Here is a 24,211-nt window from a genome sequence, read left to right as displayed (position 1 = left end):
ACCTGCCGACATCACGGACGTATCGCTTCTGCCAGGCATCTTCCGAAACGAGAAGTATCGTCCATCTGCCTTGCAAGGCTTAACAAACGAGCCTTGGTCCTTACGTAGTGAAATAGACCCGAATTCGTCCTAATCTGCAGCGTTCATGACCCACCAGGAGCATCCCAATGAACGAGCGGAAGATAAGTGCCATTAGCGTCTGCATCATGTATGCCTTGCTGATTGTTTCATGTGGTGCATACGTGCTGCTTGGACTCTCGACAAACCCCTGTACACAAGCGTCGGTTCTGGAGTTTCCGATTTACGTTCAGCTCGTCATTGGAGAAATGATCGGCTTGACTCCTGTACTAGTGTGGCTGCACGAACGGACACATTGGAGCGTGCCCTACGCACTCGTTATTCTGACCTCGTTCCATCCACTCTATTGGATCGGCTGGTGGATCGCGCGCATCGACGAAGACCAGACTCCGCTGCCACAGGCGACGAGCGAGCCGGATAGTCACCGACGCAGTCAGCATCAGCCGGTTTCCACCGATCTCGGTTTTCCGCTCGTGGCCGATAATATGTTCGCAGCGAGGGGCCGCTCATCGCTGGTATGGAAATTGAACTGCCGGGTTCAGGCGCGGTCCAACATCGTCTGCCCGTAACGGGCACAGTGCCCACGACATTCAACGAACAGCGTGAGCCCGGTTCAGGCGCCGCTCGGCGCGGCGCTGGATCGCCTCGAAAAACAGGCTCAGGCACCAGTAGATGCAGGCCGCCGCGATGTACAGCGGCAGCGGCTGGAAGGTAGTCGCGATGACTTCCTTGGTGGCGAGCATCAGCTCGGTCATGGTAATCACGGACACCAGCGAGGTATCCTTGATCAGGCTGATCAAGGTATTGCTCATCGACGGCACCGCGATGCGCAGCGCCTGCGGCATGATGATGTGGTGCAGGGTCTGCCGGTAGCCCAGGCCCAGGCTGAAACTGGCGCGCCATTGCCCTTCGCTCACGGCGCGAATCGCCCCGCGCAGGCTTTCCGACAGATAGGCGCCCGCATTGAGCGAGAGCGCCAGCACGCCCGCCGTCACCGGCGTAAACTCGATGCCGATGCTGGGCAGTCCGTAATAGATGACGAAGATCTGCACCAGCAGCGGGGTGCCGCGCATGACGCTCACGTACAGGCTGGCCGGCCAGCGCAGCAGCGCCAGCGGCGAAATGCGCATCAGCGCCACGGGGAAGCCGAGCGCCAGCCCGCCGATCATCGAGGCGACCGCGAACAGCAAGGTGTAGCCGGCGCCAAGCAGCATGACCGGCGCGGCGTCGACCAGCAGCGCGATCAGGTCCATGCCCGGCCATTTACCGTGGCGTGGATCACTGCGGGCGGCTGGCGTCGGTGCCGAACCACTTCAGCGACAAGGCCTTGAGCGAACCGTCGTTCGCGGCGTCGAGCAGGATCTTGTCGAGGGCCGCCTTGAACTGCGGATTGCCCTTGCGGAAAGGGATGCCCATGCGCTCGACCGCGCCCACGCGCGCGCCGGCCTTGATCGGCAACTGCGAATTCTTCAGCAGGTAGGCCACCATCAGGCTGTCGTTGAGCGCCGCGTCGATGCGTCCGAAGGCCAGGTCCTGCAGGTTTTCCGGCGCCGCCGGATAGCTCTTGACCTCGATGCCCGCTACCTGCCTGGCCTGCTGCTCGAACACGCTGCCCTGCCCCACGCCGAGCTTCTTGCCCTTCAGGTCGGCCAGGCTGGCATAACTGGCGCGCTCGTTCTTGCGCACGATGAGCTGCGGGCTCGAATAGGTGTAGGGACGCGAGAAATCGAAGGCCTGCTCGCGCTTGGGCGTGATCCCGACCTGGCTGACGATCACGTCGTACTTGCCGGCGGCCAGGCCGGCGAGGATGGCGGCCCATTCGGTGCTGACGAATTCCGGCCGCAAGCCCAGCTTGCCGGCCACCAGCCGCGCCACGTCCACGTCGTAACCGGCCAGCTGGCCGGTCTTCGGATCCTTGAAGTTGAACGGCGGGTAGGTGCCTTCCATCGCGATGCGCAGCGTGCCGCGCGCCTTCGCCTCCGTCAGCAGGTCGGCGGCATGGGCAGGTGCGAGGGCCAACAAGGAGGCGGCAAGGGCCAGGCCGAGGACGGCGCGGCGCGCCACGGTGTTCGAATGCTGTCCCATCAAGTGTTTACTCCGTCCGTAGTCGAGCTGACGTTATAACCGAAACCCGCGCGGGCGGGAAGCGCCGGCGGCCGGGCAGTTGCTCAGTAGCCCAGCCTGCGCCCGCGCGCGCCGAAGGGGTGGCCCACCACCAGGGTGGTGTTCAGCACCAGCGTCGACAGGCCGAGGATCAGCTGCACCAGCCGGTCGTCGGGCAGGATCCAGACCCGGCCGCGCGGCGGCTCGGCACCGGTGGCGGCCTGGATCAGGGGCGCGATCCATTCGGCTTCCTGGTCGACGTCGAGCACGATGGCGTCGCCCGTGGTCTGCATATGGACGTTGCCGCCCACGGCCAGCGCGAAGCAGATGCCCACGCCGGTCTCCTGGGGCTGGACCAGCTCCTGCAAGGCGCTGTTGTGTTCGTCGATCCAGAGTTCGACGTCCTGCGGCGTTTCGAGGTGAATCCAGGGACGGGGGCGAAAGCGTGGCGGCGGGGTATCAGGTGGCAGAGTCATGCGGCAGGGAGTAAATGCGGTTCGAGCCGTATCTTACGGGATTTTTCCTTGGCAGGAAGCCTCTCCTGCCACATGCAAGGCGTCGACGGCAAGCCCGCCTCCTTGCAAGGGCGCCCTAGGCCGCCGGTTCCGCCGCGGCTTTTCCCGGGCCGGACGGCTGTCCCGGCCCCTCGGATCCGCGTTCCATCTGGATTTCCTTGCTGAGGAAGTAGTTCAGGGCGGTACGGATGACGGCGATGGCGGCGAGCTTGCCGATCCGGTCCCAGGTCGGTGCCACCGAGGTCGACAGGATGTCGGCGGCGAGCTGGAGCTCCAGCGCCAGCGTGAGGTAGCGGGCGAACGCCAGGCGGATCGGACTGAAGCTGCTCCCGCGGCGCGCCAGCGCATGGCGCACCAGCCCGAGCACGACCACCAGCACGCCGGCGGCAATCACCAGGGCGCCCAGCGCCTCGACGAACAGGCGCAACCACTCGACATAAGACTGGACCTGCCGTTCTGCCTGGCCGAACAAGATTTGCCTCCCAGGGATGTGCGCCGATGGCTGCCGCACCGGATCGCGAAACCCTACTGTAGCCGAAGCGGGAAATCGCCGGCGCAGCTCTTCCACGGCCCCGCGAAGCGGGAAACACACACCGCAAAATTTCGAAGTCGGTGCTTACCATTGCGCCTGGGAGAACGTGGGCTTGCAGCGCGCCCGGACTTCTCAAGCAATATCGAGCGTCACCAGCCGCGCCGTCACCCTGTCGCCTTCGACCAGCAATTCCCCCACCGACACCGGCAGCGTAAACCGTCGCCGCCCCGCGCTGCCCGGATTCACGTACAGCACGCCGCCGCGCTCGGCCTGCGAAGGCTTGTGTGAATGCCCCGACACCACCACGCGCATGCCTTCGGCAGCGGGGTCGAGCGGCAATTCCTTGAGGTCGTGGATGACGTAGATGGCGACCGGTCCGATACGCAGCACGGCGGTCTCGGGTATCGCCCTGGCCCAGGGGCCGCGGTCGTTATTGCCGCGCACGACGGTCAGGGGCGCGATCGCTTGCAGGGGGCCGAGGATCTCGGGGCCGGTGATGTCGCCGGCGTGGATGATGTGCTTGCTGCCCCGCAGGAAGGCCAGTGCTTCCGGGCGCAGCAAGCCGTGGGTATCGGAGATCAGGCCGATCCGCATCCGTCAGCGGCGCTTGCTGCCCGCCATCTTGGCAGTGGTATAGATCGAGTAGAGCGCGGCCAGGCCGACCACGACATAGACGATGCGGGTCGCCGGGCTGCCCGGACCGAACAGGGTGGCGACCATGTCGACGTCGAACAGGCCGACCATTGCCCAGTTCAGGCCGCCGATGATGAGCAAGGCCATGGCCAGGTAGTCGAGCGCCGACATCGGGGAACGCTGATGGGCGCGCTCCGAGGTACGCCGTTCGCCCATCGTCCTGCGGTCCATCGTCGGGGTATTCATCGTTGCCATCACTGCCTCCTTGGGGAAAAAGTGCACCGAAGCCGATTGTCCTGCACTGGCAGACATTTTAGTTTAGCCCAAGTTCGATGGCAGGTTCGCCGCCATCGAGGCGAACGCGGGTCAGCCCTTCCAGGTGCGGTTCAGGCCCGTGTCGGCGTGGATCCAGCCGCCTTTCGGGCCGGATCGGTAGTAATAGCCGACGCCGCCTTGACGGAAGCTGCGTATCAGGCCGCCGAGCACTTCCTCGTTCAGGCTGGCGATGCGGATGTCGGCCGCCTTGCCCAGCATGTGCAGGGATTTGCGCGCGGCCGGGATGCCTTCTTCGATCAGGCGCTTGTTCGAGGCTTCGGTACGGTAGCCCGACAGGATCTCGAGCGGCTGCTGCATGCCGTAGCGGGCGATGAAGGCCTGGGTGCCCCACAGCATTTCGAACAGTTTGGGATCGATCGGAGCCGCCTCGCGGCCGTTGACGTCGCGCAGGATGTGGCACAGTTCCTGGTAGGCCGAATCGATGACTTCGCCGTCCTTCCAGTACAGCACCTTGGTGCGCTCGCCGCTTTGCGGGCGCACCAGCGACAGCGTGCGCGGCTTGACCCAGAAATCGAGGTCGAGCAACTGGGCGTCGAACAGGTCGGGAGGGGGTTGAAGGTCGGTGTCGCGGGCCGCCGCGGTCAGCGGGGCGCCGAGGGTAGTGACGGCGCCGAGGGCACACAGGCGGGCACCGTGCTGAAGGAAATCTCTACGTGAAGCCATGACGCACTCATCTGTTGAAGACGCGTACTATAACGTAAGCGCCCCGGGGACAGAAGGACTGTACGGAGGGAGTGTTGCGTGCAGGCCTGCAACTAGCCGCTGCAGTTGCAAAAGCGCTTGCTCGCTGCCGCGCCGGCGCCGGCCTCGCCGGCCGCGTCGAGCTGTTTCCACAGCAGGTCGCACTCCAGTCCGAAGCAGGACTTGTCCTTGCCGGCATTCACGTAACCGTTGCGCTCGAAGAAAGCACTGGCGCCGGCCGGGCTGTGCAGGTGGAGTTTCTTGATGCTCCAGGCGCGCGCCTGGGCTTCGGCCGCCGCCAGCAGCGCACGGCCGACGCCGGAGCGCAGTGCTTCCGGCGAGACATAGCACAGGGCCAGCTTGCCGGCCTGGGTCAGCAGGCACAGGCCGACCAGTGCGCCGCTGCTTTCGGCGACCAGGGCGTGATTGGTGGGGGTGGCAAACCAGGTGGCGACATTGCCAACGGTCTTGTTGCCGAGCCAGGCCTGCAGCACGGCGGGCTGGTCCTGATGGTCGGTCTTGCAGCCGATTTCGATGGAACGGCGCAGCAGCGAGCAGGCGGCGGTAGCGTCTTCCGGTACCGCCTGGCGAATGTCAATACGCGTGGACATCTAACATCACATCACTATAGGTACATGGAAAAACAAGCAACACGTTACAAGCCGCGCCGCGGCGCTCGGCAGGGCTCGACTATACACCGAAAGTTTAAAACCATGCTCGCGGTATGCATACCGCCGCCCTGCCCCGCGCACGGGTACTAAGCATATGACAAATCTGTTGTTCCATATCCCGGGGAAGCGCCGCATCATGCATCTCGTCACCACAAGTTCAAAAGCGAGAACCACATGCCACTTACCTCCCCGCTGCGTCGCCTGATCCTTGCCCTGTCGCTGGGCGCTGCCGCGCTGCCGCTGTCGGCGGTCGCCGCCGAGACCGAGCTGCTGAACGTCTCCTACGACGTCGCGCGCGAGCTGTACAAGGACATCAACCCGGCCTTCATCGCCGAGTACAAGAAGCAGACCGGCGCCACCGTTACCATCAAGCAGTCGCACGGCGGCTCGAGCAAGCAGGCGCGCGCCGTGGCCGACGGCCTGGAAGCGTCGGTGGTCACCATGAACCAGGCCAATGACATCGACATGCTGGCAGACCGCGGCCTGGTGGCAAAAGACTGGGCCAGGAAATTCCCGAACAATGCGACGCCCTATTACTCCACCATGATCTACCTGGTGCGCAAGGGCAACCCCAAGAACATCCGCAACTGGGAAGACCTGGCGCGCCCGGGCGTGCAGGTCATCATCCCGAACCCGAAAACGGCGGGCAATGGCCGCTATACCTATCTGGCGGCCTGGGGCTCGGCCCTGAAAAAGGGCGGCAACGACGCCCAGGCGCGCGACCTGGTCGGCCGCATCTTCAAGAACGTGCCGATCCTCGATGCCGGCGGGCGCGCCGCCACCACCACCTTCACCCAGCGCCAGATCGGCGACGTGCTGGTGACCTTCGAGAACGAAGTGAGCATGGTGCGCGCCGAGTTCGGCGACAATTTCGAGGTCGTCTACCCGACCGTCTCGATCCTGGCCGAGTCGCCCGTGGCCGTGGTCGACAAGGTGGTCGACCGCCGCAAGCAGCGCAAGGAAGCCACCGCCTACCTGAACTTCCTGTACTCGGCCCAGGGCCAGGAAATCGGCGCCAGGCACTTCCTGCGCGTGCGTTCCGATGCCGTCATGAAGAAGCATGCCGCCAACTACAAGCCGATCGCGCTGTTCACGGTGGATGAATTGTTCGGCGGGTGGCGCAATGCCCAGAAGCGCCACTTCGACGACGGCGGCGAATTCGACAAGATCTACCAGTCGAAATAAGCATCCCCGACAAGCCCTGCCCCGCGCAGGGCTTTGTCTTTCTGGCCGACGATATGCGGTCTGGATGGCAATTCTTGTGGCCGCTCTGCCAAGCGATTTGTTGTTCCAGGCGAAAATTCCTGTTTGCAAGACCAATTTTGCTTGTGCGCCATAGACATGCACTAATGCTTGATGCTATCGTCCAATCTTCCTGTAGTTGCCCTACAGCTAGAAAGTTGACTGCGCGTGGTTTGCAAATCTGCAAACTCGCCGCGCCTCCCGCTCAACGCATACCTAACCCAGACCCGACAATGTTCAAAAAATTGTTTGCTACCGTATTGATGTCGTTTTCGGCTGCGGCTTTCGCCGTGCCCTTCGGCTCCCAGTCGGTACTCGTGGTGGAAGATGACACCGGCAAGATTCTGCTGGAAAAGAATGCCGGCGCCGTCATGCCGATCGCCTCGCTCACCAAGCTGATGACCGCCATGGTCGTGCTCGACGCACGCCTCGACATGGACGAGCTGATCGAAATCGACCGCAGCGATGTCGACATGGTCAAGCACAGCAGCTCGCGCGTGCCGGTCGGCTCGCTGATCTCGCGCCGCGACGTGATGCAGCTGGCCCTGATGTCCTCGGACAACCGCGCCGCCGCGGCGCTGGCCCGTACCTACCCGGGCGGCACCCCTGCCTTCAAGGTCGCCGTGCGCAACAAGATCTCGAGCCTGGGCATGCGCTCGACCGTGATCGAAGAGCCGACCGGCCTGTCGCCGCACAACCGCTCGACCGCCGGCGACCTGATCAAGATGGCGACCGCTTCGGCGCGCTATCCCGAGATCACCAACATGTCTACGCAGTCGAAGGACCTGATCAACATCAACGGCCGCGAAGTCGAGTACCGAAACACCAACCGCCTGGTCGGCGCCAAGGGCTGGGACATCGGCCTGTCCAAGACCGGCTATATCCAGGAAGCCGGCCGCTGCCTGATCATGAACATCAAGACCAACGGCAAGAACGCGACCATGGTCCTGCTCAACGCCGGCGCTTCCTCGGCCCGCATCCTCGACGCGCTCAACGTGCGCCGCTTCATCACCGGCGAGCCGGTCGGCCGCGCGATGGTGGCAAAGGCGTCGAACCGCGCGCCGCGCTTCAAGGCCAGCTCGAGCCGGATCCGCATCAAGGCGAGCGCCGGCGGCCCGCGCATCAAGGCCAGCGCAGGCGCCGGCAAGATCAAGATCGTCAAGAAGCGCGTCTTGCGCAGCAAAGTGAAGGTCGTGCCGAAGCGCCGCAAGTAATCGACGCAGGTGCAGGACAAGAAAAGGGGCCGCAAGGCCCCTTTTCCATTGGCGCCGCCCGCTTGCGCGTTCACGGCCCCGCCACCGTATACCAGAGTTCCTCGGTCAGTTCCTGCACCAGGTCGTCCGTGTAGGCGGCCGGGGGCGCTTGCACCACCATCAGGCGCCAGGCCTTGCCCTTGACCTGGACCACGCGAAGCTGCACCTGCACCGCGCCATCCCTGGGTTCGCCCGTGGTGGTCCAGGATGGCTTGCCGCGGAAGTCCTCGACATAGCCGCCCGCCAGCACGTAACTGTCGTTGAGCCTGTCGCGCAGCCCGCGCACATAGCCGGACAGCGCCGCGTCGGCGTTCTGCTCGGAGGCGAGCAGCAGCACCGCGCGGCCGCTGTGGTGCGTGAACTGGTACTGCACCACGCCTTCGTCGTCGATGTGGGACTCGTAGCGCCATTGCGGCGCGATGTTCACGATGCGGCCGGTCTCCTGGTTGATCCAGCCATAGCGGGGCGCGGCCAGGATGGTCGCCATCTCGCGGCTGTCCTGGCGGTCCACCGCGTCGAGCACCACCACGGCCAGGAACAAAGCGACGAACAGCAGGCCGAATAGCAGTTTGCGCGCCCGCCCGACCGGCCGCGCGCGCACCAGGTAATAGCGGCCGTCATAGCTGGCAGGCTCCCCCCTGCGCAGCCGCAGGCCCTGGCGCGCCATCGCGACCAGCCCGACCAGGGGCAGGCAAAAGCCCAGGCCCGTGGTCCAGACGCACAGGTTGCGTCCCAGCTGCTCGCCGAAGCTCAAGCGGCGCCCATCGGCCTGCACCACCCGCAGCCCGAGCATGGCCTTGCCCGGGGTATTTCCGGCCAGCGCCTGCAGCGCCGCGTCCAGCAGCAGCCCGGCCGGGATGCACACCAGCCCGAAGGCTTTCCAGCCGAACGGGGTCTCCAGCCAGCGCAGGAACAGGGGCGACGTGCGGCACAGGACGATGCCGGCAACCAGCGCCACCAACCCGGTTTCCCACCAGACATCAAACGTGCGGGCGAACCAGCGTGGCCAGGCGCGGGCGAGCGGATCGTCGCGCGGGTCGTCGATGATGTCGACACGGCACGCCGCCGGACAGGTTTGGCGGGGGCCATGGGTATACCGTAGTTCCGTCTGCTGATCGACTGGCTGCATGCGTGCTCCCTGATCGACGTGGGCCGCGCAATGGCTTCCCATCGAAATATGACCGCCAGGCTATGGCTGAGTTCGGGGAAGCCGCGCGGGGGGCCGCCGGGCTTGGGTTTGATCAATGGTGCAGCGCCGCGACGGCGCCGCGCAGCTCAGCGCGGCGTATGCGCGATCATGCCGCGCAGGCCGCTGGTGCGGTGGGTGCGCAGGGCAACCGCTTCGGCCAGCACGGCGCCGGGCGGAGAGACCAGGGTGAACTGCTCGCTGGCGCGGGTAATGCCGGTGTACACCAGCTCGCGCGTCAGGATGGCGCCGCGCTCGCGCGGCAGCACCAGCACGGTGTGGCGGAATTCCGACCCCTGGGACTTGTGGACCGTCATCGCAAACGCCGTCTCGACATTGCGCAGGCGGGTCGCCAGCACGCTGCGCACCTTCTCGCCTTCGAGGAAGTAGACGCGCAAGGCGCCCGGGCGGGCCGGATCCGGCAGGGTCAGGCCGATGTCGCCGTTGTACACGCCGGTGCCATAGTCGTTGCGGGTCACCATCACGGGCCGGCCGACATACCATTCGCCGCCCGGGCGCAGCAGGCCGGCCTGGGCCAGGCGCCCGGCAATCGCCTCGTTCAGGCCCGAGACGCCCCACTCGCCGTCGCGCACCGCGCACAGGATGCGGAAGGATTCGAAGCGTTGCAGGATCTGGCGCACCCATTCTTCATGCTTCGTGTTCAATGCGCCCGTGGGAGCCGTATTCAACACGTCCAGATAGGGGCCGTAGCCAGACTGCGCCAGTTGCAGGACATGCTGCTGCTGGGCGTTTTCGATCCAGCGCACGCCAGGTTCGCCTGCGCGCATCACGGCTTCCGCCTTGAGCGCGTCGCCCGCATTCACCGCCAGCGCCAGCTGGCCGATCGGGCCGCCGAAGCGGCGGCTGTGGCGCAGCATCACGGTCTGCTGCGCGAGGGTGCCGCCCTTGCCCAGATAGTCGTCGGGCAGCGCTTCGCCGCTGGCCGCGTGTACATAATCGACGGTCGCCTGGGTGTAGCCGCCCGCCTGGGCGTTGTGGCAGAGGTCGCCCAGCACGGCGCCCGCCTCCACCGAGGCCAGCTGGTCCTTGTCGCCCAGCAGGATCAATGTCGCGGTGGGCGGCAGCGCGTCCAGCAGCGAGGCCATCATCTCGAGGTGGACCATCGAGGCTTCGTCGACGATCAGCACGTCGACGTCGAGCGGGTTGCCGCGGTGGTGGGCAAAGGCGCGGGTGTCGGGACGCGCGCCCAGCAGGCTGTGGAGGGTGCGCGCCGCGCCCATGCGCAGGGTGAGATCGCGCAGCGGCAAGCTGGAGCCGACCTTCCCGGCCAGCTCGGTCAAGGCCTTGTCGATCGACTGCTTCAGGCGCGCCGCCGCCTTGCCGGTGGGCGCGGCGAGCGCGATGCGCTGGCTGGCCGCTTCCGGTGCGGTGGCGAACAGCAGCGCCAGCAGGCGCGCCACGGTATAGGTCTTGCCGGTGCCGGGGCCGCCGGTGATGATGGCGACCGAGCCGCGCAGCGCGATGGCGCAGGCCAGCTTTTGCCAGTCCGGCCCCTCGCCCTCGGCGGTGCGCTCGGAGGCGAACAGCAGGTCGAGCCAGCCGCGCACGGAAGCCTCGTCGACTTCGCGGCCGGCCAGTGCGCGTTCGCGCACGGCGGCGGCCACCAGCGTTTCGTCGCGCCAGTAGCGGCGCAGGTAGAGGCGCTCGCCATCGAGCACCAGCGGCTGGTCGTAGTCGAAGGCGCCGATTTCCCACACCTGCTCGCAGCCGCCGAGCACCTGGGCCCAGGCCTGGGCGTTCTTCGGCAGCGGGCCGGCGTGGCGCGCCAGGTCTTTCCATTGTTCGTCGCTCCAGCCCAGCAGTTCGGCCGGACCGGCGGCCAGGTCGGCGAGCAGCAGGCAGCTGTGGCCATGGCCTTCGAGCTCGGACAGCACGCTCGAAGCCAGTACCAGCGCCGGAGGCGCCGCACCCAGCGAGGCGACGAAGCGGGCAAAAGCGCAGGACAGGCGGCGCAGTTCGCCGGCTTCGCCCAGCTGGGCCAGCGCGCTCCAGAGCGCGTCGATATCGGCTTCAGGCTTGGCCATGATGTCCCTCGTCCAGCAGGGCTTCGAGCCCGTCGAGCAGTTCCAGGTCGGGCGCCAGCACGCAGCAGCCGTGGGTCTCAGGATTGGCGATCCCGCGCAGGAACAGGAAGACCGCACCGCCCAGTTGCCGGCGCGGCTCGTAGGCGCTTCCCAGGCGGCTGCGCAGCAGGCGGTGCAGCGCCAGCATGTAGATGGAGGCCTGGATGTCGTAGCGGTGGCCCGCCATGCCCAGCTCCATCGCGGCCTGGGTATAGGACGCGTCGCCCGGCCCCAGCGCATTGGTCTTGTAGTCCAGCACCCAGAAGCGCCCCTCGTGCTCGAACACGAGGTCGGCGAAGCCCTTGAGCATGCCGTGCAAGGTACGCTCCGGCAGCGTCGGGCGGTCGATGCCTTTCATGATGCGCGCGCGGCACAAGCGGTCGAGCCGGGCCACGTCCAGGCGCTCGCTCGGGAACCAGAATTCCAGCTCCGGCACCGGTTCGATCAAGTCGCACAGGGCAGCGCCCAGCGGGGGCAGCGGCGTGCTCGCCACCGCATGCAGCCAGGCCAGTGCATCATCGAGGCGATGGCCCCAGCCGGCGCGCTCGATGCGCTGGGCCAGGCGCTGCATGAATTCCGGATCGCCGGCCTGTTCGAAGCCGTCCTGCGCCATCCATTCCAGTTGCTCGTGCATGAAATTGCCGGGCACCGAGCCGCGCGGGAAACGGTGCCAGGGCGCGTCCTCGATGCGCGGCGGGGTCGGCGCCGAGGGCGCTTCTTCGCGCAGGGTTTCTTCTTGCGCGCGCATCGGCGTGGGCACCGGCGCGGCCACCGCGTGGCGCACCAGCGAGGTGAACGAGCCGATCGCCCAGTCGCGCTCGAAACGCGCCTCGTAGCGCGGCGCGGCCAACAGGTCGGGGCGCACGTCCTCGCGCACCAGCGGCGTGCGGCTCTGCGGTTCGGTCAGGTCGTGCAGCTCGATGCCCGCGACACCGCCACGCAGGCGCTCGAGCCGCTCGCGCAGCAGCTCGCTGTCGATCTTGTCGCCGCCCCCGAGCAGATAGCCTAGCGCCGATTCGTGCAGACGGTTTTCGCTCTTGCTGCGGCCGCTGATCGGCGCCGCGCCCAGCCACAGGAAGTGGCGCGCGCGCGTCAGCGCCACGTAGAGCAGGCGCAGGTCTTCTTCCAGGCGCGCGCGGTCCACCGCTTCGAGTGCGTCGTCGCCCATCGACAAATCCAGCCGGCGCGCCCCATCCTCGCCCACGAATTCGAAGAAGGCGCGGTTGCGGCGATCGGTCCGGCGTGCGGTCACGGCAAAGGGCACATACACCAGCGGATACTCCAGGCCCTTGGACTTGTGGACCGTGACCACCTTGACCAGTTCGGCATCGCTTTCCAGGCGCAGCACGCGCTCGTCGCCGCCTTCGCCCACGCCTTCCAGCTGCTCGGCCAGCCAGCGGATCAGCGCCTGCTCGCCCTCGAGCTGGGTGCTGGCTTCCTGCAGCAGTTCGGCCAGGTGCAGCAGGTTGGTCAGGCGGCGTTCGCCGCCGGCCTCGCGCAGCAGGCGCGCCGGCAGCCCGAGTTCATGGACGAAGCGGCGCAGCATCGCCAGCACGCCCTGGCGCTGCCAGGTGCCATGCAGGGCTTTCAGCTGCTCGACCCTTTCTTCCCAGGCCATCTCGTCGTTCGAGAAGCGCGCCAGCTCGCCCAGCGCGAGACCGGCGGTGCGGGTCGCAAAGGCGGCGCGCGCCAGCGTGCCGTCGAGGGGATTGGCCACCGCATACAGCCAGCGCAGCACGTCGGCCGCTTCCTCGCTCTCGACCACCGAGTCCTTGTCGGACAGGTAGACGCTGGCCACCTTGCGCTGCACCAGCGCCCGGCGCACGCTTGCCGCCTCGCGCCGGTCGCGCACCAGGATGGCGACGTCGGCCGGCATCAGGCGGCGGAAACGGGTGCCGTCGGAAAAGCCGACTCGCTCGTCGCCCAGCAGGCCGACGATATGCTCGGCGCAGTGGTGGGCGAAGAACTCGCGGTAGTCTTCCTGGTTCATCTGGCCCGCGCAGCACAGCGACATCGCGTGGGTCGGACCATCGGCCCCGACCAGGCGCTCGCGGTGGCCCTGGGCCGCTACGGCCTCGAAGGGAAGCGGATTGTCCTCGCCGCGGCGGAAGCGAAAGGCGCCGCCCGGATAGCCGCCCTGCCCGTTTTCTCCTTCCGCGTGGCGGAACAGCTGGTTCACCGCTTCCACCAGCTGGGAGGTGGAACGGTAGTTGGTGCCGAGCTGGTAATGCCGCCCTTCGGTCGCGCGCCGCGCGGATAAATAGCTGTGGATGTCGGCGCCGCGGAAGCCGTAGATCGACTGCTTCGGGTCGCCGATCAGGAACAGGCCTTGCTGCGGGTCGTTCGCCGCCACCCGGTACAGCAGGTCGAAGATGCGGTACTGGTCGGGCGAGGTGTCCTGGAATTCGTCGACCATCGCCACCGGGAACTGCAGCACGATGCGCATGCGCAGCGCTTCGCCGTTCGGTCCTTCGAGCGCAGCCTTCAGGCGTTCGAGCATGTCGGCGAAGCCGAACTGGCGGTTGCGCGCCTTCAGTTCGCGCATGCGCCCGCCGATATGGCTGGCGGCGTGGCGCAGCAAGGCATGCGACAGCGGGTCGAGCGCGTCCAATGCTTCCTTGAGCGGCGCGGTGCAGCCGAAGCATGCCGGCACTTCGGCGACGAAGTCCTTGCTGAAGGCATCGACGATGCCGTCCGGGCACAGGCGTTTCCACGCCGTGTCGTTCAAGGCCGGCAAGACCATGGCCGGATCATTGGCCCAGGCGCGCAGCGCCTCGAACCACTTGACCAGCGAATCGGCGCGCATCTTGTTCCCGTTGAAGCATTTGGGCTGGCGCTCGCGATGGCCCGCGATCCAGCTTTCCATCTCGTCGGCGCGCGCGGCCCAGCCTTGCTTGAGTTGCACCAGTTCCGCGCGCAGCGCGCGTTCGGTGCGCGCCACCAGGCTGCCGAGCGGCTCCAGTGCGCAGTCGCCCAGCAAATGGGTGCGGCTGACCAGCTCGCGCACGCTGCCTTTCAGCGCATCGACGTCCTTCCAGCACCCCAGCACCGAGGCCAGCAGGTTCGCGTTCAGCGGATAGACGTGCTGGCGCCAGTAGTCGTGGGCCGCGTCCTCGAACAGCGCGCGCTCGTCGGTGACCAGCTCTTCGTCGAACAGGCTGCCGGAATCGAAGGCATGCTCGCGCAGCATGCGCTGGCACCAGGCGTCGATGGTGAAGATCGCCGCCTCGTCCATCGTCTCGGCCGCCAGCACGAGGCGGTGGGCGGCGACATTGCGTTCGGCCTCGCCCGGATAGGCCTCGGCCAGGTCGCGCAGATACGGATCCATGATGTCGAGCTGGCCGCGGAAATAGGCGGCCGCCTCGACCAGGCGCTCGCGCACGCGGTTGGCCAGCTCGCGGGTGGCGGCGCGGGTGAAGGTCATCACCAGGATCTCGCTCGGCAGCAGCGGGCGCACGAAGGCGTCCTCGCCACCATGGCCCAGCACCAGGCGCAGGTAGAGTGCGGCGATGGTCCAGGTTTTGCCGGTGCCGGCCGAGGCCTCGATCAGGCGCGAGCCGTGCAGCGGGAAGTCCAGGGCCCTGAGGTGCTGGCTCATGGCGCCTCCCCATTCAAAGGCGCCACCGTGATGCCGGCATCGATCCAGTCGGCCAGCGGGCCATACAGGTCGCGCGCCACGTGCGGCCAGTCGCCGGCCGCGATCAGGGAGGCGAAATCGGGCCACAGGCGCGCCAGGCAGAGTTCATCGACTTCGCCCGAGATCTCGTAGCCGCCGTCATAGGTCGAGCGGGCGTCGCCTTCCTGCAGCAGCGCCAGCGCGGTCTTGCAGGCCACGCCCAGCGGGCGGTCGAGATTGGTGCGCCAGAGCGCGGCCAGGTCGTGCAGCGTAGCGGCGGCTTCAACCGGGTCGAGCGGCGCCATCGTGAGCACTGCGTCGCGCGCCACCAGGTGGCCGGCGACCGGCGCGCCGCTTGCTGCGGCAGCCAGCTGGCGCAGCCAGGCATTGATCAGCTTGTCGCCGCGCGGGCGCCCTTCGCGGTCCAGCACTTTCGAGGACACCTGCATCAGCCAGGCCGTGGTTTCGCCATCGGTGCGCAGCCGGTCGATCCAGTCGTCCAGCACCAGGCCATCCTCGAACGCCAGGCGGACCGCGCGCTTGGGCGCCAGCTGCGGGAAGCGCGCGCCCAGCGCCAGCCAGGCCGTGCGCACCGGCACCAGGCCGTCGACCAGCTCCTGCTGCCACTGGCGGCCCATCAGGCCGATCGGCAGCACGCCTTCGCGCGCGAGGCGTTCCGCGCGCGTGTGCAGGGCCGAACGTACTTCGTGCGCCGCCTCGGACGGGCCGCTGTCGTCGAGCAGGTGGTCTTCCAGAAAATAGCGCTCCAGCGCATTGAGCGCGAAGGGTTCCTCGTCTTCACCCACCACGGCCGCTTCGCCGAACACCACCCCGAGGCGGCGGCGGAAGAAATAGCGCGCCGGCTGGCGCAAGAACGCCGCCAGTTCGCCCAGCCTCAAGACGAAGCCGGGTTCGAGTTCGTAGGGCGGCAGCGCCTCGGCAAGCAGGGCCGCGTCGTCGTCCAGGCCGTGAGCCGAACGCCACTCGCCGGCATAGGTCAGCAGGCCGCCGCGCTCGAAATAGCGGCGGCTGAAAGGCTGCAGCGCATGCTCGGTCGTGCGCTCGGACAAATCGAGGTCCCAGCCGCCCACGAGATAGTCGCGCAACTGGGCCACCAGCACCGAGGCCGGCTGCTCGCTGTTGTCGCGCACGTTGCGGCCGACCCAGCTCACATAGAGCTTGTCGCGCGCCGACAGCAGGGCTTCGAGCATCAGGTAGCGGTCGTCGTCGCGGCGCGAACGGTCGCCCGGGCGCGCCATGCCGGGCAAGGCCAGCAAATCGAAATCGGCCTGGTGGGCCCGGCGCGGGAAGTCGCCATCGTTCATGCCGAGCAGGCAGACCACGCGGAAAGGCACGGCGCGCATCGGCATCAGGGTGCAGAAGGTCACGCCGCCCGAGACGAACTGGTGGTTCAGGGTCGGCTGGTCGAGCTCGGCGAGCCAGGCTTCGCGCATCACGGCAAGCGGCACCGGCTCGTCGAAGCCTGCACTGTCACAGGTCTCGAGCCAGCACTGCAGTGCATCGTTCAGCTGGGCCAGCGTGAGGCGGTCGGCTTCGATCCCGGCGTGGAAGAAAGCCCCCAAGAGCGCGCGCGCCGCCTCGCCCCATTCGTTCGGCGTGCGCGCCTGCACCAGGGCCGCGCGCCACGTCAACAGGGTCTCGATGAACTGTGCCAGCGAGCCGGCCAGTGCGGCGTCCAGCCCGCCCACTTCGGCATAGGGCTCGATGTCGCCGAAGCTCGCGCCCGCGCCGCTGGCGTAACCGAGCAGCATGCGCCGCACGCCGAAGATCCAGGCGTTCTGCTCGCCGGCCGAGCCCAGGCCCAGCCCCGCGCGGTGCTCCCGGTCGAGGCCCCAGCGCACGCCCGAGCCTTCGATCCAGCGCCCCAGCATCGGCAGGTCGCCGGTGTCGAGGCCGAAGCGCGCGGCCACGCTTGGGACGTCGAGCAGGTCGCGCACCTCGCTCTGGCGGCAGCGCTGCTGCGGCAGGCGCAGCAGCCATTCCAGCGCGACCAGCAGCGGATTGTGGCTGCGGTCGCGCACGTCGCCGATCTCGAACGGGATGTGGCGCGGATCGAGGCGCCGGTGCTGGTCGAACACGGCGTGGATCGCGGCCGAGAAGGTGTCGATGTCGGGCATCATCACCACCACGTCGCGCGGGCGCAGCGTGGGATCCTGCGCGAACCAGGACAGCAGCTGGTCGTGCAGCACCTCGACTTCGCGCTGGACGCTGTGGGTGATGTGGAATTCGATCGACTGGTCGTCGAAAGGAGGCAGATGCGGATGCTCCGACAGCGGCAGCAGGTCGCGCACCGCGGCCTGCACCTGGGCCAGCAGGGTGTGGCCCTCGCCATCGTCGAACAAGTCCACGCGCAGATTCTCGTAGCGCGCGCCCTCGCCGTTGTCGAATTCGTCGAGCATGCGCACGAAATCGCGCCCCTGGCGGCCCCAGCTCGCCAGCAGCGGGTGGGTGTGGGCGTGCAGTTCTTCCACCGGCACTTCGGCCAGGTCGATGCCCGAGCGGGGCTGCTGGCGCCGGCGCGCGGCCTTGAGCAGCTCGCGCCCTTCGATGATGTCGCCCCAGTAGAAGCGGCAAGGATTCGGCACCGCGAACAGCACTTGCGTGTGGCGCGACAGCGCGGCAATCGCCTGCAGGGTCTGGTAAGGCAGTGTCGACATGCCGAACAGGATCACGCGGCGCGGCAGCTTCGACACCGGCATGCGGCCGGATTCGCCGGCTGCCAGGAATTGCGCATGGATGGCGGCGCGGCCGGTGACGCGCTGTTCCGGCGGCAGGCTGGCGTGGATCTCGCGCCAGAGACAAGCCTGCCATTTCTGGTCGGGCTTGAGCGCGACCGGCTCGCCGGCGGCGCGGCGCAGCACGTCGCGCCCGGCTTCCCAATCCTCGAGCCAGTCGGCGCGGTAGACCTGGTAGCCGTCATACAGGTCGGCCAGGCGCTCGGCCAGCTGCAGGCGCCGCTCGGGGCAGCCGTCGCCCAGGAATTGCGCCAGCGGCGTATAGCTCGCATCGTGCATCAGGCCCGGCAACAGGCGCATCAGGCGCCAGGTGAGCGGATCCTTGTCGAAAGGCGCGCGGGTGGGCACGCGCTCGCGCCCCAGCATGCCGCGGTAGGCTTCCCACAGGAAGCGCGCCGGCAGCGCCACGCGGGTGGCGGCGCACACGCCCATGCTTTCCGCCATGGCGATTTTCAGCCACTCGGCGACACCGTTCGACTGCACCAGGATGGTCTCCTGCTCGAGCGGTCCCAGCGGGTAGCGGCGCAGCCAGTCGAACATGGCGCTGCGCAGCAACTCCATCTGGTTGCCGTGCAAAATTAACAAGCCGGGGGTGATCGCGGAAGACATCGGTATGGTTGGGCTGCTCAGGTGGCAAGGATACCCCGTTTGGGGTCCGGGCGGAAGGGCCGCGGGCCATTCCCGGGGCCGGTCAATACAGGCTCAGCGCCTGTCTTCCGCCCTCAAACCGAGCTGTGCCGTGATGTTGCGCTCGATGCGCACCAGCTTGGCCCGCAGCCGTGCCGCCAGGGCGCGCGCCTGGGCCGGGCGGCCCGACTGGCTTTCCAGTTCCTCGCAGACGCCGGCAAAGGCGGCCGCCCCGACCACCCGGGCCGAGGACTTGACCCGGTGCGCCACGGCCGCGGCCGCCGCCGCGTCGGCTTTCGACAGGGCCACGTCGATCTCGGACAGCGCGTCGCGCGCCGTCGACAGGAACATGAAGGCGTATTTGCGCATCTTTTCGCGGTCGCCGTCGAAGGTGTCGGCCAGTTGCGCCAGGTCCAGCTGCCCGGGACCCGGGACCTCGCGCGGTGCGGCATCAAGCGCCGGCTGGGCGCTGCGTCCGAGGGACCGTGCGATGGTGGCCGCCAGCAGTTCCGGCATCACCGGCTTGGCCAGGAATTCGTTCATGCCCGCTTCCAGGCAGCGCGCGCGGTCGCCGACCCCGGCGTTGGCGGTCATCGCGATCACCAGCGTGTCCTTCAGGGCCGGGTCGCTGCGGATGCGGCGGGTCGCTTCCAGCCCGTCCATCACCGGCATCTGCACGTCCATCAGCACGCAGTCGAAGCGCCGGCGCGCCATGGCCTCCAGCGCCGCCCGGCCGTTGTCGGCCACCACCACCGTCGCGCCGGCGCCGGCCAGCAGCTCGCTGCCGACCTGCTGGTTGAAGGGATTGTCTTCGACCAGCAGCACCGCGCAGCCGTCCAGGCGCGCACTTGGCGCCGCTTCCAGCGCCGGCTCGCCCGCCGGGCCGGCGGCGCCTTCGTCGAGCGCCAGGCAGGCGGTGAACCAGAAGGTGCTGCCCTGCCCCGGCGTGCTCTCGACCCCGACCTCGCCGCCCATCAGCTCGGCGAGCTGCTTGCTGATCACCAGGCCCAGGCCGGTGCCGCCGTGGCGCCGGGTGGCGGAAGGATCGGCCTGGTGGAACGGCGTGAACAGGCCGGCCAGCTTGTCGGGCGCGATGCCGATGCCCCTGTCCTGCACCTCGAAGCGCACCAGCAGTTGCGGACCGAAGGCGCGTACCTGACGCGCGCGCAGCGCGATGCGGCCACGTTCGGAGAACTTCACCGCATTGCAGGCAAAATTGAGCAGCACCTGCTCCAGGCGCAGCGGGTCGCCGCGCAGGGGGCGCATCAGTTCCGGCGCGATGTCGCGCTCGAAATCGATGCCCTTGGCCGCCGCGGCCTGCCCCAGCTGCTGCTCGACATTGCGCAGCACGGCGTCGAGGGTGAAGCCCACGGTGTCGAGTTCGAGCTTGCCGGCCTCGATCTTCGAAAAATCGAGGATGTCGTTGATGATGCCCAGCAGGTGCTTGCCCGAGTGGTTGATCTTTTCCAGGTAGCCGCGCAGGCGCGCGTCGGCGCAGGACTGCAGCGCCAGGTGGCTCATGCCGATGATACTGTTCATCGGGGTCCGGATCTCGTGACTCATGTTCGACAGGAAGTCGCTCTTGGCCTGGTTGGCGGCGTCGGCGCGCGCCTTGAGCTCGTGCAGGGCGGTGACGTCGGTGGAGATGCACAGCACCGCCGGCGCCCCGCCTTCGGACTGCAGCGGCACCCGCATGCTCCACAGGTGGCGGATGCTGCCGTCGGGCAGGGCCTGCTCGACCTGGCTGGCGCTGCGCTCCCCGCTGTCGAGCACCGCGCGGTCGCGTTCCCACATCTCGTCGGCGCGCGCCGCCGGCATCAGGTCGAGGTCGCGCCGGCCGATCACCTCGCTCGCGGGCAGGCCGACGATCCCCGCGCTCTTCGCATTCACGTAGTGGAAGCGCCGGTCGCCGTCTTTCAGGTAGACGAAGGCGTCGAGGTTGTCCAGCACCGAGTCGAGCAGCAGGCGCTGGTCGAGCGCGGCGCGGCGCGAGCGGTACAGGCTGAGGAACAGGGCGAAGGCCAGCAGCGTGCCAAGGAAGCCCGAGGCCAGGGCCAGCAGCAGCAGGTAGCGCTGGTGGCCCTCGACCATCGCCGCGCGGTCGGCCGAGAACCAGGCCTTCCAGCGCGTGCCGACGTAGTCGATCTCGAGCAGGGTCGTGAACTGGCCGGCCGGCGTGGGCTTGCCGCGCACCTCCGGCCCGCTCACGAGCCGGTCGGTCGGAAGCAGGACCAGCGGAGCGTTTGCCCTGCGCGGCCCGGCTTCGCTGTAGACGCTGAGCAGGATAGGTTGCACCGTCTCCGGGCCGAGCGCCTTGCGCACCAGCTTGTCGACCGAGAAGGCGATGCCGATGCTGCCGAAATAGCGCGCGCGCCGCTCCTCGACCGTGGCCGGAATCGTCCCGCCCAGGTAGAGCGGCTCGCGCATGCCCAGCACGATGCGGGGCGTCGGATAATCGAGGCGCACCGGATGGCCGGAAGCGCTGATGCGGCCGCTGTCGCGCGCCCGGGCCACCGCCGCCGCCACCTTCGGATTGGCCGCGATGTCGATCCCGAGCCGGGTCACGGGCAGGTTGGGAGGTTCGACCCAGGTGACCACTTCGTAATACGGACGCCGGCCGGGCGGGCTGATGTCGAAGCCGGGGCTGCCCGCCGGGTCCACGCTGCGGTCATTGCGCACGCCCGCGATGAAGGCCGCGCGCTGCGCATCAGGAACGTGGGCGATGAAGGAGACCGCTTCGAGGGCCGGGAAGCGGCGCGTCAGGTCCAGCGCCTGGACGTAGCGGTGAAAGCGCACCCGGGTCAGCGGGCCGTCCCCGGCCATGTGCAGCGCCGCCAGGCCGCGCACCACCCGCGCATACGAGGCGATGGCGGCGGAGACGCGCTCGCCCGCCAGCTGGGCCGCGTTGTCGAAACGGCGCCGGGCGTCGTCCTCGACCGCGCTGGCGGCGACCTGGTGGAACAGCAGGCCGACCGCAAGCGAGAGCGCCACCCCGGCCGACCAGGTGGCGGCGAGGGTGGTCCGGCGCGGGCTGGTCGCGAAACTGCGGGTCGTCGGCGGGTGCATGTTCTCCAGTGTGCGCGCCGCTGCGGGCGCTCGATACGGCGGGTACTAGTATAAAGTGGCAGTGGCCATGCCCGCTGCATAGTCACGCATCTCCACCGCGACCCGGGCCTGCTTCTGCTCATCCATATTAACAAGACTGGACCAAGACTGCGATCCCATGCTGCACGAAACCATTGATCCCTACCGCTGGCTGGAAGACATCGACAGCGACCCGGCCCGCGCCTGGGTGGTCGAGCGCAATGCCCTCACCGAAGCCGAGCTCGAAGCGCAGCCGGGCTTCGCCGGCCTGCGCACCCGCTTGAGGTCCATCCTCGACTCCACCGGGAAGATCCCCTATGCCGGCCGCCACGGCGGCCTGCTGTACAACTTCTGGCGCGATGCGCTTCATCCGCGCGGCATCTGGCGCCGCACCACGCTGGACGAATACCGCAAGCCGGCGCCAGACTGGGAAACCGTGATCGACCTGGACGCGCTGGCGCGCCTGGAAAACGAAAACTGGGTCTGGGGCGGCGCCACCTGGCTCGAACCCGGCGCCGGGCGCTGCCTGGTGTCGCTGTCGCGCGGCGGGGGCGACGCCCGCGTGCTGCGCGAATTCGACCCGCTTGCCAAACGCTTCGTGGAGGACGGCTTCGTGCTGCCGGAAGCGAAAAGCCAGGCCGCCTGGATCGACCACGATACCCTGTTCGTCGGCACCGACTTCGGCCCCGGTTCGATGACCGACTCGGGCTACCCGCGCATCGTCAAGCAGTGGCGGCGCGGCGAGCCGCTCGCCGGCGCACTTACGGTATTCGAGGCGCAGCCGGGCGACATGTCGGCCTCGGGCTGGCGCGACCAGACCCCCGGCTACGAACGCGAGTTCGTGCAGCGCCAGATCGGCTTCTACAGCAGCGAGCTGTTCGTGCGCCAGGACGCCCGCCTGCGCAAAGTCCCGAAGCCCGACGACGCCAAGGCCTATGCCGTGCGCAGCCAGATCGTGATCGAGCTGCGCTCGGACTGGGAAACCGGCGGGCGCCACTACCCGCAGGGCGCCTTGCTGGCGGCCGATTTCGACGCCTTCCTCGACGGTGCACCTGTGTTCGACGTGCTGTTCGCGCCCACGCCCACCACCTCGCTCGACGCGGTCACGGTCACCCGTGACGCCCTGCTCCTGACTGTGCTCGACAACGTCAAGAACCGCATCGTCGAGCTGCAGCGTATCGACGGTGTGTGGCGGCGGCGCGAACTCGAGCTGCCCTCGATCGGTTCGCTCGAGGCCTGGGCCTATGACGAGGTGGAATCGAACTTGTACTTCCTGGCCGTCACCGGCTTTACCGAGCCGACCACCCTCTACCTGATGGAAGCGGGCAAGCAGGACAGCCATGCGCTGCGCGAGCCGCTCAAGGCGATGCCGGCGTTCTTCGATGCCGCGGGCCTTGCCGCCAGCCAGTTCGAGGCCCGGTCGCCGGACGGCACCCGCGTGCCCTATTTCGTCGTCATGCACCGCGACACGGTACTGGACGGCGCCAACCCCACCGTCCTGTATGGCTATGGGGGATTCGAAGTCTCGCTCAAGCCCTCCTATGGCGCCATCAGCGGCGCGGCCTGGCTGGAAGCGGGCGGTGTCTACGTGCTGGCGAATATCCGCGGCGGCGGGGAATTCGGCCCACGCTGGCACCAGGCCGCGCTCAAACAACACCGCCAGCGCGCCTTCGACGATTTCCTGGCCGTGGCCGAAGACCTGGTGCGCCGCCGGATCACCAGCGCGCCGCACCTGGGCATCATGGGCGGCAGCAATGGCGGCCTGCTGGTGGGCGCCGCCCTCACCCAGCGCCCCGAACTGTTCGGCGCCGTGGTCTGCCAGGTGCCGCTGCTGGACATGCGGCGCTACCACCAGCTGCTGGCGGGCGCCTCGTGGATGGGCGAATACGGCGACCCGGACGAGCCAGGCGAATGGGCATGGATAGCGCGCTACTCGCCCTATCACCAGCTGCGGCCCGGCACGACCTACCCGCCCCTGCTCCTCACCAGCTCGACCCGCGACGACCGGGCCCACCCCGGCCATGCGCGCAAGATGGCGGCGCGCATGCTGGAGCTGGGCCAGGACGTGCTGTACTGGGAAAACGTCGAGGGCGGCCATGCAGGCGCGGCCGACAATGCGCAGACTGCGCGCATGTGGGCGCTGACCTGGACCTACCTCGCGCTCAAGCTGCGCCGCGGCCCTTAGGAAACCATGCGTTTTGCGAAGAGCGCGTCCCAGGTCGCCTGGACGTCGATCGTCAAGGCCACCGCGGTCTCGATGCCGATGACCTGCGGCGAGCCGATCCGGCTGGTGACCACGCCGGCGCGGCGCGTCAAGCGTTCCATCGCCGTGGTGGTCACCGTCACGTAGTGGGTCAGGTCGTTCTCTATGCCGTAGCGGATGATGGCTTCGAACGACTCCAGGGTCATTTCCGAGAATCCGTAGCGGCTGGCCGCGTCGGTCTCGATGGCAAAGCGCGACAGCTCCCAGATGTGCGGGTCGCTGGGCGCCTCGCGTCCCTCGAGCAGCTGCGGGAAGGAATCCTTGAGCATGTAGGGGCCCTCGGTCGGCAGCAGGCGCCAGCAGCCGCGCAGCACCCCGCCCGGTTCGCGCATCAGCATGTAGCCTGGCTCGAGCGCATCGTAGCCGTCGATTTCCATGCCGGACAGTACCGGCACTTCCCACCCCAGACGCCCGCTGAACACCTTGGCGCGCAGCGTATGCATCTCCCACAAGTCCTTCGATTTGAATTCACGGCGTGTAGCAATCTTGATGTGCATTGTCATGATGAGCCCCTGTTTGTGGTTGATTGAACCTATGCATTCCGCATACAA

Annotated in this window: 18 protein-coding genes; 4 read left to right on the top strand and 14 right to left on the bottom strand. The window is 67.8% G+C overall.

Annotated elements, in window-relative coordinates:
- Nucleotides 1-167 precede the first annotated feature (167 nt).
- Complete coding sequence (locus AC56LR_RS09860) at nucleotides 168-647, top strand: hypothetical protein (RefSeq protein WP_497129888.1); 480 nt, start codon at nucleotides 168-170, stop codon at nucleotides 645-647.
- A gap of 21 nt (nucleotides 648-668) precedes the next feature.
- Here AC56LR_RS09860 and AC56LR_RS09855 read toward each other — a convergent pair whose 3' ends face one another.
- From AC56LR_RS09855 to AC56LR_RS09820, 8 genes are all read right to left on the bottom strand, one after another.
- On the bottom strand, nucleotides 669-1,331 hold the full coding sequence (locus tag AC56LR_RS09855) for an amino acid ABC transporter permease (RefSeq protein ID WP_497129887.1): 663 nt from the start codon (nucleotides 1,329-1,331) through the stop codon (nucleotides 669-671).
- 25 nt (nucleotides 1,332-1,356) lie between these two features.
- Nucleotides 1,357-2,163, bottom strand: a complete 807-nt coding sequence (locus AC56LR_RS09850; protein WP_497129998.1) for a transporter substrate-binding domain-containing protein — start codon at nucleotides 2,161-2,163, stop codon at nucleotides 1,357-1,359.
- An 83-nt stretch (nucleotides 2,164-2,246) separates the two neighbouring features.
- The gene (locus AC56LR_RS09845) at nucleotides 2,247-2,657 is read right to left on the bottom strand and encodes a hypothetical protein (protein WP_497129886.1); all 411 of its coding nucleotides are present in this window, start codon (nucleotides 2,655-2,657) and stop codon (nucleotides 2,247-2,249) included.
- 115 nt (nucleotides 2,658-2,772) lie between these two features.
- Complete coding sequence (locus tag AC56LR_RS09840) at nucleotides 2,773-3,168, bottom strand: DUF1622 domain-containing protein (RefSeq protein ID WP_497129884.1); 396 nt, start codon at nucleotides 3,166-3,168, stop codon at nucleotides 2,773-2,775.
- Between the two features lie 192 nt (nucleotides 3,169-3,360).
- Nucleotides 3,361-3,822, bottom strand: coding sequence for a metallophosphoesterase family protein (locus AC56LR_RS09835; RefSeq protein ID WP_497129883.1), 462 nt, complete (start codon nucleotides 3,820-3,822; stop codon nucleotides 3,361-3,363).
- Between the two features lie 3 nt (nucleotides 3,823-3,825).
- Nucleotides 3,826-4,116 (bottom strand): DUF378 domain-containing protein, encoded by a 291-nt coding sequence (locus tag AC56LR_RS09830; RefSeq protein ID WP_497129881.1) that lies wholly within the window; start codon nucleotides 4,114-4,116, stop codon nucleotides 3,826-3,828.
- 111 nt (nucleotides 4,117-4,227) lie between these two features.
- A complete protein-coding gene (locus tag AC56LR_RS09825) occupies nucleotides 4,228-4,860 on the bottom strand; it encodes a YcbK family protein (protein WP_497129879.1) in 633 nt (210 codons plus the stop codon).
- A gap of 92 nt (nucleotides 4,861-4,952) precedes the next feature.
- Nucleotides 4,953-5,489: a GNAT family N-acetyltransferase gene (locus tag AC56LR_RS09820; protein WP_497129877.1), complete on the bottom strand. Its 537-nt coding sequence runs from the start codon at nucleotides 5,487-5,489 to the stop codon at nucleotides 4,953-4,955.
- A 234-nt stretch (nucleotides 5,490-5,723) separates the two neighbouring features.
- Here AC56LR_RS09820 and AC56LR_RS09815 point away from each other — a divergent pair, with 234 nt between their 5' ends.
- Together AC56LR_RS09815 and AC56LR_RS09810 are read left to right on the top strand one after the other, a co-directional pair.
- Entirely contained in the window at nucleotides 5,724-6,734 is a 1,011-nt protein-coding gene (locus AC56LR_RS09815; RefSeq protein WP_497129876.1) for a sulfate ABC transporter substrate-binding protein, read from the top strand.
- A gap of 290 nt (nucleotides 6,735-7,024) precedes the next feature.
- A complete protein-coding gene (locus AC56LR_RS09810; protein ID WP_497129875.1) occupies nucleotides 7,025-8,005 on the top strand; it encodes a serine hydrolase in 981 nt (326 codons plus the stop codon).
- Between the two features lie 70 nt (nucleotides 8,006-8,075).
- Here AC56LR_RS09810 and AC56LR_RS09805 read toward each other — a convergent pair whose 3' ends face one another.
- From AC56LR_RS09805 to AC56LR_RS09785, 5 genes are all read right to left on the bottom strand, one after another.
- Nucleotides 8,076-9,173, bottom strand: coding sequence for an RDD family protein (locus AC56LR_RS09805; protein ID WP_497129873.1), 1,098 nt, complete (start codon nucleotides 9,171-9,173; stop codon nucleotides 8,076-8,078).
- Nucleotides 9,174-9,319: 146 nt separating this feature from the next.
- On the bottom strand, nucleotides 9,320-11,275 hold the full coding sequence (recD, locus tag AC56LR_RS09800; protein WP_497129871.1) for an exodeoxyribonuclease V subunit alpha: 1,956 nt from the start codon (nucleotides 11,273-11,275) through the stop codon (nucleotides 9,320-9,322).
- The gene (recB, locus tag AC56LR_RS09795) at nucleotides 11,262-14,912 is read right to left on the bottom strand and encodes an exodeoxyribonuclease V subunit beta (RefSeq protein WP_497129869.1); all 3,651 of its coding nucleotides are present in this window, start codon (nucleotides 14,910-14,912) and stop codon (nucleotides 11,262-11,264) included. Before recB ends, recD begins: the two co-directional genes overlap by 14 nt.
- Complete coding sequence (recC, locus tag AC56LR_RS09790; protein WP_497129867.1) at nucleotides 14,909-18,295, bottom strand: exodeoxyribonuclease V subunit gamma; 3,387 nt, start codon at nucleotides 18,293-18,295, stop codon at nucleotides 14,909-14,911. Before recC ends, recB begins: the two co-directional genes overlap by 4 nt.
- 93 nt (nucleotides 18,296-18,388) lie before the next feature.
- Nucleotides 18,389-21,379, bottom strand: a complete 2,991-nt coding sequence (locus tag AC56LR_RS09785; protein WP_497129866.1) for a CHASE domain-containing protein — start codon at nucleotides 21,377-21,379, stop codon at nucleotides 18,389-18,391.
- A 157-nt stretch (nucleotides 21,380-21,536) separates the two neighbouring features.
- Between AC56LR_RS09785 and AC56LR_RS09780 the strand changes: the two genes are divergently transcribed.
- The gene (locus AC56LR_RS09780) at nucleotides 21,537-23,582 is read left to right on the top strand and encodes a prolyl oligopeptidase family serine peptidase (RefSeq protein WP_497129864.1); all 2,046 of its coding nucleotides are present in this window, start codon (nucleotides 21,537-21,539) and stop codon (nucleotides 23,580-23,582) included.
- Here the strand turns inward: AC56LR_RS09780 and AC56LR_RS09775 are convergent.
- Nucleotides 23,579-24,163 (bottom strand): acyl-homoserine-lactone synthase, encoded by a 585-nt coding sequence (locus AC56LR_RS09775; RefSeq protein ID WP_497129863.1) that lies wholly within the window; start codon nucleotides 24,161-24,163, stop codon nucleotides 23,579-23,581. The genes AC56LR_RS09780 and AC56LR_RS09775 overlap by 4 nt on opposite strands.
- Nucleotides 24,164-24,211 lie beyond the last annotated feature (48 nt).

The organism is Telluria sp. ZT3P39, from assembly GCF_059685935.1.
Note: the sequence above shows the minus strand (reverse complement) of the source record. Positions and strands in the feature narration are given on the sequence as shown.

Coding starts and splice junctions, on each gene's coding strand:
- AC56LR_RS09775 (WP_497129863.1), bottom strand. CDS start 24,163: ATGACAATGCACATCAAGATTGCTACACGCCGTGAATTCAAATCGAAG.
- AC56LR_RS09845 (WP_497129886.1), bottom strand. CDS start 2,657: ATGACTCTGCCACCTGATACCCCGCCGCCACGCTTTCGCCCCCGTCCC.
- AC56LR_RS09825 (WP_497129879.1), bottom strand. CDS start 4,860: ATGGCTTCACGTAGAGATTTCCTTCAGCACGGTGCCCGCCTGTGTGCC.
- AC56LR_RS09850 (WP_497129998.1), bottom strand. CDS start 2,163: ATGGGACAGCATTCGAACACCGTGGCGCGCCGCGCCGTCCTCGGCCTG.
- AC56LR_RS09830 (WP_497129881.1), bottom strand. CDS start 4,116: ATGGCAACGATGAATACCCCGACGATGGACCGCAGGACGATGGGCGAA.
- recD (WP_497129871.1), bottom strand. CDS start 11,275: ATGGCCAAGCCTGAAGCCGATATCGACGCGCTCTGGAGCGCGCTGGCC.
- AC56LR_RS09810 (WP_497129875.1), top strand. CDS start 7,025: ATGTTCAAAAAATTGTTTGCTACCGTATTGATGTCGTTTTCGGCTGCG.
- recC (WP_497129867.1), bottom strand. CDS start 18,295: ATGTCTTCCGCGATCACCCCCGGCTTGTTAATTTTGCACGGCAACCAG.
- AC56LR_RS09835 (WP_497129883.1), bottom strand. CDS start 3,822: ATGCGGATCGGCCTGATCTCCGATACCCACGGCTTGCTGCGCCCGGAA.
- AC56LR_RS09815 (WP_497129876.1), top strand. CDS start 5,724: ATGCCACTTACCTCCCCGCTGCGTCGCCTGATCCTTGCCCTGTCGCTG.
- AC56LR_RS09855 (WP_497129887.1), bottom strand. CDS start 1,331: ATGGACCTGATCGCGCTGCTGGTCGACGCCGCGCCGGTCATGCTGCTT.
- AC56LR_RS09860 (WP_497129888.1), top strand. CDS start 168: ATGAACGAGCGGAAGATAAGTGCCATTAGCGTCTGCATCATGTATGCC.
- AC56LR_RS09820 (WP_497129877.1), bottom strand. CDS start 5,489: ATGTCCACGCGTATTGACATTCGCCAGGCGGTACCGGAAGACGCTACC.
- AC56LR_RS09785 (WP_497129866.1), bottom strand. CDS start 21,379: ATGCACCCGCCGACGACCCGCAGTTTCGCGACCAGCCCGCGCCGGACC.
- AC56LR_RS09805 (WP_497129873.1), bottom strand. CDS start 9,173: ATGCAGCCAGTCGATCAGCAGACGGAACTACGGTATACCCATGGCCCC.
- AC56LR_RS09780 (WP_497129864.1), top strand. CDS start 21,537: ATGCTGCACGAAACCATTGATCCCTACCGCTGGCTGGAAGACATCGAC.
- recB (WP_497129869.1), bottom strand. CDS start 14,912: ATGAGCCAGCACCTCAGGGCCCTGGACTTCCCGCTGCACGGCTCGCGC.